The following is a 13,869-nucleotide window of genomic DNA, read 5'->3' as shown; positions in this document are numbered from 1 at the left end:
TTATTTTTGGCCTGAGCCCTCAAAAGCGATCAGCACCGAGAGTATTTTCGCCCCTCTCCTGACTCCTGCCAAACCACGTCTGCCAACATCTGGAAGAAAAACAGACGTAACAAAAGGGCGGAGACGAGACAAGAGACCATGACCTGAAATGGTATTTGCTTTCCCATCTCACATGTTATACGTTTTTCAAACCCTCAAAGTTATTTCCTTATCTGACGTTGGCCATCGAACTCTCGGCAGAGAAATAATTTTGTCTGGCCTGCACGACCTCTTTCACAGGGGCCCCCAGGCAGAGAGGCTGCGGCTGCTTTAACGTCTCACATTCATATGTAAGGTGATCATGTCCCTCAGAATCAATAAATTCTTCGCGTCCAAATTCCCCCAATGGGTCCTGTACAAATCCATCCGGCTTTACTCATTGACCTTCCGGCTTGAGGTCCAGAACGAAGCGGCCTGGCTGGATGCGTATTTAAACGATAACAAGCGCATCATCCTCTGTACTCACCATCAGCAGTTCTTTGCGGCGATTCGCTATTTTCAGAAATACAAGGCCTACAAGCCGGGACTGATGATCAGCCAGAGCAAGGACGGAGAGCTCATCTCAGCGGTGGCCAACAGATCAGGATGGACCACGGTTCGAGGCTCGTCGACCCGAGGCGGGGTCGAAGCGTTGAAAGGGATGATTGATCATTTGACCGAGCACAGGCTGGCGGCCCACATCATTGATGGGCCGCGCGGTCCCTTTGGCGTGGTCAAGCCCGGTGCCATCCGACTGGCCCATGAAGGGGAGACCGTGATCATCCCCTTTTATATCCACGCGAACCACGCCTGGTATGCCCGCAGCTGGGATCGTTTCCTGCTGCCCAAACCCGGTTCCAAAGTCATCCTGCGATTTGGCGATGAAATGAACTTTCCCAAAACCGAGACCTCCGAAGCCTTTGAAGAGCAACGGTCAAATCTTGAGCGCGTCATGGGTGAGAAGAACAGGGAATTACAGGAAGAGTGTGCCCAAGCCGTTTAGCCTCTCCTTGGGTTACACTGAAGCCACCGGTTTGCAGAGAATTTCTTGAATTTTCAGGGTGAAGAAATCGGCGGTGTTGACGGCCCGCAAGAGCACCGCCGTATCGGCACCGGCACCGGTTCCACCCACACAAAGGACGTCTTCACCGGTCTGGATCAGGCCGGCATCGGCGGCCATCAGGCTCACCTCAACAGCCACCTTTACGCCCACCCCGAAGAGCTTCAGCGTTTCGGCAATGACCTCGTCCACCTGATAGGTGTTAAACCGCATCCGAACGGCCCGTCCGATCCCGAAAAAGGTGTGGCCGGAGGTCAGGACGGTCACCCCGGAGTTCTCCAGTTCCGTCCGTTTATCGGCGCTCATTTCCTGAACGTTGGGCCCTTTGAGGCCGGTGAAGTGGGTGACGGCGACAACCGAAAACCCCTCCAGAATGTCCGCCGCCCGTTCCGCCGTAAACCCTCGGGTGGTGGCGAGAACGCAGGTCTTGATGCCGAGGGCCTCCCCTTTCTCTTTCACACATTTCAGAACATCGTCGGTGTTGATTTTTCCGGATTTTTCAAAAAGAATCATCTTATTTCCACATCTTGAGTAAGGGTTGACAGGGTACTGGATCGCCAAGTCGAAGCCCTGGCTTCTTACCATAGATGCCAAAAAGGGAAAGAAAAAAGAAGCCCCGGTTACCCTTCCTCTTCGCGATGTCGCCCTTTTCGAGTGGAAGCACCCTGGAGCCAGGCGGCATAGAGATCTTCCTGCTCGTCGAGAATATCTCGCAGGACCTCGATGGTGGTCAAAGGATTCATGAGAACGCTTCGAAGAACCACGACTCTGCCTTCGGGAGATCCCGGAAAAACGGTCTCCTGTTCGAGGACGGTACGCGAGACAAAGCTGTTGCCCGCTTCCCGCTGCTCCTGCTGGAGAGAGCGGTTCACCTCGTTGAAGTAGTCATTGATTTCGAGGATTCGCGCGTCGGAGGCCTGGCTCAACTCCTCTTGAATCGATTTCGGACAGACGCGGTAGGTGAGGATGTTAAGCTCGGGCCGGGTCACCAGCTGAAAGGTGTCCCGTGTTTCAATCTCATCGGCAAAGCTTCGAGCCAGCTCGATGCCATGGTCAATGAGCATGCCGTAGCCCCGACTGCCCATGATCTTAAAGGCGCTGTCAAGGATCAGGCAGTTGGCTTCACGGGAACCGGACAGGGTTTTACTGCCCAGGTCCACGCTCCCTTTCCGAATGATATAATTGGCGTGGTAGGCCACCGCATCCAGGCTGGTGGGATCTTTAAAAAAGATCATACCGGAACTCATGGGCATATAAAACTGTTTATGGCCATCAATGGTCACGGAGTCAGCGTGCTCAATTCCGCGCAAAATGGGAGCGTAGGTCTCGGACATCAGAGTCGGTCCCCCCCAGGCCGCGTCAACATGCAGAAAGAGGCCCTCCTTCCGGCAAAGGGCGCTGATTTCAGACAAGGGGTCCACGTTTCCGGTCTCTGTGGTTCCGGCCACGGCCACGACAGCCACGATCCGAATTCGCCCCTCTTTTTTTAAGCTGTCAATCATCTCCGCCAGGCGATCCACCCGCATGCGGTTGGTGTGATCCACGGGAACCGGCACAATGTTGGCGTTTCCAATCCCGAGGATCCCGCCGCATTTTCTCAGGGAATAATGACACCGCTTGGAGACGAGGATCACGCACCGGTCGATACCGTGGGCTGCATAGGCCGCCGGGAGGCCATCGATCTCGGCCCCCTTGAACCCTTGTAAGGGGCCCAGGGCCTTGTTTCGGGCGACCCAGAGTGCGGTTAAGTTGGCGGTGGTTCCCCCTTCGGTAAAGGAGCCGAGGGAGGTGTGAGCGTTCTGAACGTGCTCAAGATAAAAAGGATTGCCCTTTTTATAAATCATGCGATGCACCTTGGCCACCACCTGCTTTTCCAGTACGGAGAGCATTTTGGAGGTTTCCAGCTTCACCACGTTCTGGTTCAGGGCGGCCACAATGGCTTTGAGATGCACCATAAAATAGGGAATGGCAGCCGTCATATGCCCCACAAAATAAGGGGAGGCCACATTCACAACGTGGGGTGAAATCTCTTCAAAAACACCCGTGATCACATCTGCCAGCCGTTTTTCAGGGTACCCGTTCATCACGGTATTGGTGCAGCGATCAGCGATCTCCTTTAAACTGACTGCCTCAGTAATCCCTACGTTCTGAATCAGAAAATCATGGAGTTCAAAGAGGATCAGCCGCATATGGTGAACCAGAACGTCCCGTGTTTTCTCATCTTCCGGGCAGGTAAACACCCGAATCAAGTTTACCCATTCCTGCTGTTTTTCACTGCGTTTCACTGCACTAACCTGTTCTTTCATGCCCCCGTCAAGCCCCCTGTTATCAAGACACAACCATCCATCATGATGGCATATATCCCGTTTACCGAAAAATAACAACGACGAGCCGAAAAAAAAAGATCCCACAGGACAACGAGAGGCAAACAAGTAAAAGCCCTGCCAGAGAGCCCCCCACCAGGTCCCGAGTTGCACCTGTTCCAGGTGCTTTATCCCGCCAGGGTCCATCAACAGTGGATTTATCACACGCTCTCATCTAAAATATTCAAATACAGGGGCAATCCCCTGCCTCTTGCTTGACAAGCTTTCCATTATAGCCTAAATTTTGCTGGCTCATAAAGGCAGCCATCCTCACAACCGACCCCTGGACAGTCCCGGGCTTGTCCCTCATGGTGCAAGGGGTAACGAGGAGATTGGGGCCGTATCATTTCAGCACTGGGTGCTGCGAGCTGTCGGACGTCGACGCAACACGCACGGGGCCATGCAAAGGGAGCCCATATCCACCATGACGGATAACGGCAAAGGACAAACGGGCGTTTTTATCGCAGCAGCGGTCGCCACGCTACTGATCGTGATCCTCTTCTCCTTCTGGACGGGTCCCGATGCGGCAACACCGGAAGCAGCCACCATTCCCCGGCACGCAACCCCTGCGAACCGCATCGAAGAGGAGAGCTTCTTCCTCTACTTTGCCGAGCGGGAGGGACGTTTCCTCACCTCCGAGGAACGAACCGTCTCCACGACAAACGATCCCTGGCAGCTGAGCCAAAAAATCATTGCGGCCCTCATCGAAGGCCCTGAACGGGGAAGTGCCCGCACCCTTCCGGCCGCTACGCGCCTGCGAGCTCTTTACATCATGGCTCCCAAGGTCGCGGTGGTCGATTTTTCCCGGGATATTTCCGGGGAACCCAAAGGGGCGTCATCCGAGCTGCTCACCGTCTATTCGGTGGTCAATTCACTGGCCGTCAACATTCCGGAGATCGATACTGTCCGTATCCTTATCGAAGGAAGCCGGGCGGAGACTCTCTCCGGTCACATCGATATTTCCGAGCCCCTCACACCCGACATGCTTCTGGTACGATAACCCGAAGGCATCTAGGCGGGCACCGATGCGATGACAAGACGGCACACCGTGGCGGACATCCACCCGACATAACATAAAGAACAGGACAACCGTAAGGCCCACATCAGAGCCATACGATGACATAATTTAAGAGAGAGTAAGGAACTTGTTTGACGAGCTGCGGGGTCTCCCCCCTGGTCCGTTCATAAAAAAAATATCACCAAAAAGTTGACATCACGCGCGCCTCGCAGACATCCGCCTGCAAGGCAACAACGGTGGACACCGGGCATCCTTGCCCGACTTTTTGCGAGGCCATCAGGAAAAACACGCAGACATGAAACAGACAAAGATCGAACAGATAAGAAACATCGGCATCATGGCCCACATTGATGCGGGAAAAACCACCGTGACCGAGCGCATCCTCTATTATACCGGGCGATCCCATAAAATCGGTGAGGTCCATGACGGGGAAGCGACCATGGACTGGATGACCGACGAGCAGGAACGCGGCATCACCATCACCTCTGCGGTCACCACCTGCCAGTGGAAAAACAAACAGATTCAGATCATCGACACCCCGGGTCACGTGGACTTCACCATTGAGGTGGAACGCTCCCTGCGCGTGCTCGACGGAGCCATCGGTGTCTTCTGCGCCGTGGGCGGTGTGCAGCCACAGTCTGAAACGGTGTGGCGACAGGCCGACAAATACAAGGTCCCCCGCATCGCCTTCATCAACAAGCTCGACCGCATCGGGGCCAACTTTTACAACGCGGTAAACGCCATCAAGGAAAAACTCGGCGCCAACCCCGTGGTCATTCAGCTTCCCGTCGGGGCTGAAGAGTCCTTCCGGGGCGTCATCGATCTCATCAAAATGGAGATGATCGCCTGGAACGACGACTCCCAGGGCGCAGAGTTCGACACCTGCCCCATCCCTTCTGAGATGGCGGAGGAGGCCGACATCGCCCGCGATGCCATGATTGAAGCCCTCTCCGATGTGGACGAAGAGATCATGGACGCCTACCTTGCCGAAGAGCCTGTCACCAACGAGCAGATCACGGCCGCCTTGAGAAAAGGGACCATTGATCTTGCCATTGTGCCCGTGCTGTGCGGAACAGCCCTGAAGAACAAAGGCATCCAGCCCCTGCTGGACGCCATCTGCGACTACCTGCCCAGCCCCATAGACATCGAATCGGCCCACGGCATCGACCCCACCACTGGAGAGACCCTCACCTTTGAGCAGAGAGCCAAAGAGCCTCTTTCTGCCCTGGTCTTCAAAGTCTCCATGATCGAGGGGCGAAAGCTCTCCTTCGCCCGCGTTTACAGTGGCAAGCTGGTCGCCGGCTCAGAGGTGTACAACCCCCTGCTGAAGAAAAAAGAGAAGCTCTCTCGTATTCTCCAGATGCACGCCAACCGTAAGGAACGTGTCGATGAAGCAGGACCGGGCAGCATCGTAGGCATCGTGGGCCTCAAAGACACCTCCACCGGCGACACCCTCTGCAACACCGACCATCAGGTGATCCTGGAACGTATCGACACCTACGAGCCGGTCATCTCCATCGCCGTGGAGCCTAAAACCCACGCCGATCAGGACAAGCTGGACACGGTCCTGGCCAAGTTCACCACGGAAGACCCGACCCTGAAGGTCAAGATCGATGAGGACACAGGCCAGACCATCCTCTCCGGCATGGGGGAACTCCACTTAGAGATCATCATCAGCCGCATGCAGCGAGAATTCCACACCGATGTCAATGTGGGCAAACCCCAGGTGGTCTACCGCGAAAGCATCACGAATGAATCCTCCGCCACGGCCACCTTTGACCGTGAGATGGCCGGACAGACCCACTTCGGGCAGGTATCCCTCACCCTCAAACCCCTTCCCCTGGGTACCGGCAACCAAGTGGTCTGCACCCTGGACGAAGAGATCCTGCAACCCCACTTCCGTGCCGCCATTGAAAAAGGAGTCATGGACGCCCTGGACAGCGGCACCCTCCTGGGCTACCCCGTGGTGGATGTGGAAGCCACGGTCACCGGAGCCGAAACCCGCGAAGGCCACGGCACCGAGCTGGCCTTCTCCGTCAGCGCCTCCATGGCCATGCGAGAAGCCCTCTCGGGCGGTGCCCCCTTCCTCCTGGAGCCGATGATGGCCGTAGAGGTCTTTGTCCCCGACGACTTCATGGGAGAGGTCATCGGCGATCTCAACTCCCGTGGTGGGAAGATCGAAGCCATCAACCCCAACATGGGCATTCACGAGATCAACGCCGCCGTGTCCCTGTCACGCATGTTCGGCTACTCCACCGCCCTGCGCTCCGCCACCCAGGGCCGGGGCAACTTCACCATGAAGTTTTCCCACTTCGACCGCGCTGTGGACAAATAAAGGATCGCCATGACTCCCCGTGATGCGGGGGGTGAGCCCCTTTCAGTGACAGGGGCCGCGTTCATCGAAATAGAGACAAAAAAAGGGCCGCGTTCCCACAGGGGAAAGCGGCCCTTTTTTATTTTTGATGACCTTCCTTCTTCAGCCGCCATCGAGGCCATGGGGAAACCGAGCATGGTGACTTATAAAAAGCGTGCTTCGTGCTTGGTTCTTCGTGCTTGGTTCTTCGTGCTTCGTTCTTCGTGCTTCGTTCTTCGTGCTTCGTTCGAGGAGTCGCTGCGCTCCATCAATAATAAAAAAACCATGTGCTGGTTTCTGGCGTGATACGTCTTCATACATTTCATGGTTTTGCCAAAGAGCCTGATGCCTCACCACTCACTTTTCACTACTCACTTTTCACTTTTCACTACTCACCGTCCACCTCCTCCCCAGGAGCTGGCTCTTCCGGTTTTTTCTTCTTCTTTTTTTTACCGTTTTTGCCCACAATCTCAGCCAGTATCTTTTCCGCTGCCTTGCGCAACGCCTCATTCGGCGCCATCTCTTTGGCCCGTTTCAGCTGAAAAACGGCATTGCGAAGATCCCCGACGCCCCGATAGTAGAAACCCAGGTGATAAGAGGAGTCATAGACCTTGCCCAGCTTGGCAAAGGCATTGCCCAGGTCGTAGTGGGCCAGGGCTCCAGGGCCGTAGTCGGTGGCCAGGGGGACCAGGCGATTCACCGCCTCATGAAAAGCCCCCTCTTCGATGAGAAGCCGTCCCAGCCAGAGATTGCTTTCGAAATCATCCGGGTCCAGGCTCATGGCCCCCTCCAGAAGCTGGCGCGCTTCTTTGTATTTACCCTGATGAAAATAGATCCGACCCAGGCCCCTTAAGGCATCCTTGTCAAAGGCACGTCTCTCCAGCACTTTGCGCATGTGAAGGGCGGCTTTGTCGTATTTACCCATGCGATCCATCAGAAGCCCCAGCCCATACTCGGTATAAAGGGGAGCCGCCCCCCGCTCCATGGCATGGGTAAAAAGGTCTTCCGCAAGTGCCACCGGTGTGTACAATGCGGTCAGCCGCGCCTTGGTCTTTAAAAAAGAGGCCTGATCAATGGATTTCCTGCGTGCGGCGATCTCTTCCTTATGCGCCTCGATCCAATTGCCGATATAGGCGATACGATCTTCCAGGGCAGGGTGCGTGGTCAGGTAGGTGGGAATTTGAGAGGGGCCGAACCACTGTTTTTCACGAATCGTCTTCAGGCCCGTAAGCATCTCCTCGCCGCCATAACCGGCCGCCATCATGTAGCTCATGCCCACCTGGTCGGCCTGCATCTCATCCTCCCGGCTGTAGGCCAGGGCCGCCGACTGAGACCCGGCCAGGGTTCCCATGGTAAGAGCCCCCCCTGCCGAGGGATTGCCTCCGGCCACCCCCACCAGAATCCCGGCGGCCACGCCGGCCAGGGTCCCCATGCCGATTTTCTTGGAGCGCTCAATCCGATCGGAGATATGGCGGCTGTAAACATGGGAGATCTCATGGGCCATGATGCCTGCAAGGGCCTCCTCGTTGGGGAGGGCCTGCAGCAGCCCGCTGTGGATAAAGACATGCCCGCCCGGACCGGCAAAGGCATTGAACACATCACTTTCAACCACATAAAAGTGATAGTTAAAGGGCTGCTCCGGAAACGCCGACAGAATCCGCTCCCCAAGGCCGACGATGTAATCGTTCACCACGGGATCATCGATAATCCGATAATGAGCCCGAATCATGCGAATAAACTCTCCGGCGACCTCATTCTCTTCTCGAATGGTAATGGCCGAAGCCACCTGTCCGCAGAGAAAAACCAGAAGAATCGCCATACAGATGACCCGTGAGAGCCATCGTCCTTTTTTTATCATGCCAACCTCACCTTACGATTATTCCACCCCGTTCGGGGACCGGAGCCAACCCTGCACTCCGTAACGCTTTTCGCTGAAAAACAAATACCCTGCACCGAGCCATCTGTCTATGATATGTCGCACAGACGGCAGATAGAAACCCGATGAGAGGAACCGCCCGCTCACTCTACCATACCCCCCACGACCTCACAACCAACCCGCAAGGATCAATCCCCCGAAACAGTCACCCAGGAGACCCCTTAAACCCAAACCCTAACACCGCCAATATACAGTCATTTTTTGCAAGGCTGATTTTTGCTCATTTTCTTTGCAAAACCCCTTTTTTATGCTAATCTCCTCGACCATGGCACAGATTATCTGCATAGCAAACCAGAAAGGCGGGGTGGGTAAAACCACCACATCAATCAACCTGGCAACGGCCCTTGCGACCCTGGGGAAACGCACCCTCCTCGTGGACTGCGACCCGCAGGCCAACGCCACCACCGGCATTGGCATCGACAAGACAGCCCTCAGGCAAAACCTTTACCACGGGCTGATTGGTGAGGTCGATGCCAGGGACCTGGTTCACACCACGGCCGTGAAGGGACTTTTTGTCATTCCCGCACGGGTGGAGCTCATCGGCTTTGAAGTGGAGATGATGGCCCACGAAGGCCGAGAGCTGGTGATGCGCGAGCTTCTTACCGACATCCAGAAGGACTATGACTACATCGTCATTGACTGCCCCCCCTCCTTGAGCCTGCTCACCCTCAACGCCATGACCTCGGCCGACTCCATTCTGGTCCCCCTGCAGAGCGAATTTTATGCCCTGGAAGGGCTGACCCAACTCATCGACACGGTGAAACGCATAAAAGCCAGTTTGAATCCTCGCCTTCGCATCAGCGGCATTCTGCTCACCATGTTCGACCGTCGCACCAATCTCTCCTTTCAAGTGGCCGAAGAGGCCGAGAAACATTTTAACGATCTGGTTTTCACCACACGGATCCCCCGAAGTGTCCGGCTCTCCGAAGCCCCAAGCTACGGAGAACCCATCTTCCTGTACGACCCCAAATCGGTGGGGGCCACAAGCTACATGGCCCTGGCCAAAGAAGTGGTTGAGCGATAAAAACGCTTTAAACAGGGCATCCGTGGCGGAAGGACTTAACTTTCACCTAAAAAATGGTGACACAAAAATCATGACCACAACCGCCAAATCACGAAAAAAAAAGGGCCTGGGTCGGGGACTTTCCGCGTTGATTCCCGACGGCAGCCTCTCCTTTGATGCCACACCGGAAGCGCCCCATGAATTCTTTCGGTGCGACATCCATCGCATCACCCCCAACCGCTATCAGCCCCGGCGCACCTTTGCCGATGCCGAACTCTCCGAGCTGGCCGCCTCCATTCGAGAACAGGGAGTCATTCAACCCCTCGTCGTCCGCCCGACAGAATCCGGCGTCTTCGAGCTGGTCGCGGGCGAGAGACGCCTGCGGGCCGCCAAACTGGCAGAGCTGGAGATCGTCCCCGTGGTGATCCGCGAGGTCTCCGATTCGGAGCTGCTCGAATTGGCCATCGTGGAGAATATCCAGCGTGAAAATTTAAACCCCATTGAAGAGGCCGATGCCTACCATCGCCTCATGGATCTTTTCTCGCTTACCCAGGAAGAGATGGCCGTCAAGGTGGGAAAAAGCCGCCCGGCGGTGGCCAACTTCCTTCGCCTCAGGCAGCTTCCCCCCGAGATCAAAACCTGCATTCGCGACCGGCGCCTCAGCATGGGACACGCCCGGGCCCTGCTGGGAACGGACAACCCTCTGACCCAAAAGGAGGCGTTCCGTACCGTTTTGGAAAAAGAGCTCTCCGTCCGACAGACGGAAGACCTGGTTCGAAGCCTTAAAGCCGAGAGTTCAGACCCTGAAAAAGAGCCTGTGATGCCCTCTGCTTACCAGCTTCAGCTCGACACCATTTCTGAACGCCTGAGCCATCGCTTCGGCAGCCGAGTTCAGATCAGCAAGCGGGGTAAAAAGGGCAAACTTGAAATTGAATTTTTTGGGGATGAGGACTTAAATCGCCTGCTCACCCTTCTGGAACCTGCATAAATGAAGATTGTTATCGCCCGAACTGCCGGTTTTTGCATGGGTGTGAGACGGGCCGTGGACACGGTCCTGGACGCCTCCAACGACCAGAAAGGCCCCATCTGCACCTACGGCCCCCTGATTCACAACCCCCAGGTCCTGGATCTTCTCAAAGAAAAGGGCATTCCCGCCATCGCCACCATCCCGGAAAAGGGTAAAGGCACGGTGGTCATTCGCGCCCACGGGGTGCCTCCCGAAGCCAAAGAGGCCCTGAAGGAGGCGAACTTTGCGGTCATCGACTCCACCTGCCCCCGCGTCATCAAGGTTCAGCGCATCATCCACCGCTACGCTAAAAAAGGTCACCACGCCATCATCATCGGTGACCGGGACCACCCCGAAGTCATCGGGCTCAATGGCTACGCCTACGGCCTGGGCCATGTGGTGGAGACCCTGAGCGAGGCCAAAGCCCTCCCCGACTTTGAGAATGCCATCCTCGTTGCCCAGACCACCCAGAGCGTCAAATTTTTCACCGAGGTCAAAACATGGGTCGCCGAAACCCACCCTCACTATCTCACCTTTGACACCATCTGTGACTCCACGGAAAAAAGGCAGGCCGATATCCTGGCCATTGCCCAAACAGTGGATGCGGTGGTGGTGGTGGGCGGTAAAAGCAGCGGCAACACCCAGCGTCTGGCCGAGTTGGCCCGGGAATCGGGCAAACTCACCTTTCACATCGAAGACTCCGACGAGTTGGACTTCGACCAACTCAAAGGGCTGAAGTCCCTGGCCATCACCGCCGGAGCCTCCACCCCGAACTGGATCATCAACAAAGTCTACCGTGCCATTGAAAGCGGCACCGCCAGTGAAAAAAGACTCTTCGGTATTCCCGTGTCGGCCCTTAAAATGGCCCTGTTGCGCAGCAACGCCTACCTGGCCCTGGGGGCCGCCTTCCTCTCCTATGCCTGCTCAATGCTTCAAGGGATTGACAATTGGCTGGTTCCGGCGGCGGTGGCCATGCTCTACGTGCTCTCCATGCACATTTTCAATCACCTCACCGCCATCTCCGCCGACCGCTACAACGACCCGGAGCGGGCCGATTTTTACGACCGCAACAAGTGGGCGCTGGCCGCCTTTGCCTTCACAGGCGGAGGGGTGGGCCTTTTGCTCGCCTACAGCCTCGGGCTCTTTCCCTTTCTCGTGCTGCTGATCATGAGTCTGGCCGGGCTCTCCTACAACGCGCCCATCATCCCCCGGTATTTTTTTCAGGGAAAATACCGCTGCCTGCGCGATATCCCCGGCTCAAAAACCATCCTCATCACCGCGGCCTGGGCCACGGTCACCGCCCTGCTCCCCGCCCTGACAAGCTCCCAGGGATTTGCCCTCTCCACCCTGCCCGCTCTGGCCCTGGCCGCCGGCATGGTCTTTTCCCGCACGGTCTTTTTTGACATCCTCGACATGCAGGGAGACCGCATCGTCGGCCAGGAGACCTTCCCCATTATTTTAGGGGATGACAAGACGGTGCGCCTCCTCAAAAACCTGCTGATCACCCTGGCGGTCATGCTGCCCCTTTTCAGCGCGTTCGGTATCTTTACAGGGCTCGGCTTTGTCCTCTGGGTCAATCCCGTGATGATGTTCATTCTGCTCATCGCCTACCAGAAACGCTTCGTTCTGGCCGGGGTACAGCTTGAATTTCTGGTCGAGAGCCACCTCGTCTGCTCCGGCATCATCGCCCTCTTCTGGAGCCTCTTCCTAGGATAAGACACCCAACATTCCCCATGCCTCCGGCAGCCATACAGGGGCCGGAGCCACCTTCCATCAGGAACTCGCGACGGGCCTTGATCATCGTTTCGGCCATTCAAAAGAGCCAGGTCATTTCATGACCCTGGCTCTTTGCCTATTGCCCATCGCCTATGGCCTATGGCCTATGGCCGTTTTATTTCCCGACACCCAACCCCTCTTTCAAGGTGACGCACTTTGCTGCATAGGGCAGACGTTTGCCTCAAGCCACCTCCCACACCACACTGAGCTGGTACCCTGGATGAAATTCCGGGGTGTCCCAGGCAATCCCGTCGACCTCCTCACTGTTGTGGCAAATACCACGATCCAGAATCTCCACTTTTTTCAGGCTCTCGTGAAACCCCTTGGCAATGTATTTGAGGTAGGCCTCTTTCAAGGTCCACCGCCGGTACCATTCGGTATCGGAGGCGCCGTGAAGCTCAGAAATTTCACGGGGGGTAAAGGCCACACGGGAGACATGGGGCATACGCCCCGCCTCTACCTGCTCGACATCCACAGCCACGCGCCGCCCCTTTCGGGTGGACATCACGGCCACGGCGTGATCCCCAGAATGACTGATGGAGATGGGATAGGCTTTGTGGTCTGCAAGAAAGGGCGACCCCTCAGGCTCGGTATCCACCACCACCCCCCGGGGATCCACGGCGAGGAGTTCTGCCGCGGCCTGCTTCACCGCCAGCCGACCGGACAGCCACTCCGCCTGTTTTTTCAACACGCGAAACTCGGAGGCCCGCGCTCTCTCTGCGACGGCAAACAGGACATCCAGGCCAGGAAGGCCCATCACATCGACTCCGGGAACGCCACGCCGGCCCTCGGGAACCCCCGGGAAAAAAGCGCGCATAAATGCAGCAATATTTACATCCACCAGCACCATCCCGCCATGAAGCCGGGAGAGGCGCACTATCTGTTCAAGAGAAGGGTTCACGTCACACGTATCCTAAGGTATCCAATCCAAATTCAAGCGGCCAACCCGCCATACGGTCTTTATTCAGGCAGCGCATTCTGTCACGTTTCATGGGGGCTGTCAAAGCACCGGCCCGGGGGCCGGTGATTCTGGGAAAAGGGGAAAATAACGAACAGAAATCGGTATTTCATGTTTTCCGATATTCCCCGTGAGGGAACCTTTTTTCTCTCTATTGACCTCGTTTCTGCCCGCCACGAGAGCCCCCTTGGCCCTCGACATGGCCAGCCCCCCGCGCCTGCCCGGCCTTTTTTCCTCATAGAGATAAGATGTTACCTCCCATTCCAAAATTCAGCAATCATTCAAAAGGGTCTCGCCACAGGTGGATTAACGTCATGAATTACCTACCTGAGCAATTTTCCACCATTTGACACGCAACGAACAATATTCTATAATTTC

Annotated in this window: 10 protein-coding genes; 6 read left to right on the top strand and 4 right to left on the bottom strand. The window is 56.2% G+C overall.

Annotation, left to right across the window (positions count from 1 at the left end):
• The first annotated feature begins 340 nt into the window (after positions 1 to 340).
• Positions 341 to 1,021: a lysophospholipid acyltransferase family protein gene (locus Q1Q75_RS06695; RefSeq protein ID WP_300668529.1), complete on the top strand. Its 681-nt coding sequence runs from the start codon at positions 341 to 343 to the stop codon at positions 1,019 to 1,021.
• Between the two features lie 12 nt (positions 1,022 to 1,033).
• On the opposite strand, the gene Q1Q75_RS06690 is transcribed toward Q1Q75_RS06695, so the two are convergent.
• Together Q1Q75_RS06690 and Q1Q75_RS06685 are read right to left on the bottom strand one after the other, a co-directional pair.
• Positions 1,034 to 1,591 carry a pyruvate kinase alpha/beta domain-containing protein gene (locus Q1Q75_RS06690; RefSeq protein WP_300668527.1) on the bottom strand — a complete coding sequence of 186 codons (558 nt, stop codon included), beginning with the start codon at positions 1,589 to 1,591 and terminating at the stop codon, positions 1,034 to 1,036.
• A 107-nt stretch (positions 1,592 to 1,698) separates the two neighbouring features.
• The gene (locus Q1Q75_RS06685; protein ID WP_300668525.1) at positions 1,699 to 3,384 is read right to left on the bottom strand and encodes an aminotransferase class V-fold PLP-dependent enzyme; all 1,686 of its coding nucleotides are present in this window, start codon (positions 3,382 to 3,384) and stop codon (positions 1,699 to 1,701) included.
• A 481-nt stretch (positions 3,385 to 3,865) separates the two neighbouring features.
• Between Q1Q75_RS06685 and Q1Q75_RS06680 the strand changes: the two genes are divergently transcribed.
• Positions 3,866 to 4,441, top strand: coding sequence for a GerMN domain-containing protein (locus Q1Q75_RS06680; protein ID WP_300668524.1), 576 nt, complete (start codon positions 3,866 to 3,868; stop codon positions 4,439 to 4,441).
• Positions 4,442 to 4,754: 313 nt separating this feature from the next.
• Positions 4,755 to 6,794, top strand: a complete 2,040-nt coding sequence (gene fusA / locus Q1Q75_RS06675) for an elongation factor G (protein ID WP_300668522.1) — start codon at positions 4,755 to 4,757, stop codon at positions 6,792 to 6,794.
• Between the two features lie 406 nt (positions 6,795 to 7,200).
• Here fusA and Q1Q75_RS06670 read toward each other — a convergent pair whose 3' ends face one another.
• A complete protein-coding gene (locus tag Q1Q75_RS06670) occupies positions 7,201 to 8,670 on the bottom strand; it encodes a M48 family metallopeptidase (RefSeq protein ID WP_300668521.1) in 1,470 nt (489 codons plus the stop codon).
• A gap of 343 nt (positions 8,671 to 9,013) precedes the next feature.
• Between Q1Q75_RS06670 and Q1Q75_RS06665 the strand changes: the two genes are divergently transcribed.
• The 3 genes from Q1Q75_RS06665 (at position 9,014) to ispH (ending at position 12,473) form a co-directional block, all read left to right on the top strand.
• A complete protein-coding gene (locus Q1Q75_RS06665; protein ID WP_300668550.1) occupies positions 9,014 to 9,772 on the top strand; it encodes an AAA family ATPase in 759 nt (252 codons plus the stop codon).
• Positions 9,773 to 9,842: 70 nt separating this feature from the next.
• Positions 9,843 to 10,739, top strand: coding sequence for a ParB/RepB/Spo0J family partition protein (locus Q1Q75_RS06660; RefSeq protein WP_300668519.1), 897 nt, complete (start codon positions 9,843 to 9,845; stop codon positions 10,737 to 10,739).
• The gene (gene ispH / locus Q1Q75_RS06655) at positions 10,740 to 12,473 is read left to right on the top strand and encodes a 4-hydroxy-3-methylbut-2-enyl diphosphate reductase (RefSeq protein WP_300668517.1); all 1,734 of its coding nucleotides are present in this window, start codon (positions 10,740 to 10,742) and stop codon (positions 12,471 to 12,473) included. It abuts the gene before it with no gap.
• Positions 12,474 to 12,714: 241 nt separating this feature from the next.
• On the opposite strand, the gene Q1Q75_RS06650 is transcribed toward ispH, so the two are convergent.
• Positions 12,715 to 13,434: a 4'-phosphopantetheinyl transferase superfamily protein gene (locus Q1Q75_RS06650; protein ID WP_300668515.1), complete on the bottom strand. Its 720-nt coding sequence runs from the start codon at positions 13,432 to 13,434 to the stop codon at positions 12,715 to 12,717.
• Positions 13,435 to 13,869: the final 435 nt, after the last annotated feature.

The sequence above is a fragment of the Desulfoluna sp. genome (genome assembly GCF_030145185.1).
Lineage (GTDB): Bacteria > Desulfobacterota > Desulfobacteria > Desulfobacterales > Desulfolunaceae > Desulfoluna.
The sequence above is the reverse complement of the archived record's forward strand: the minus strand, read 5'-3'. Positions and strand labels throughout refer to the sequence as shown.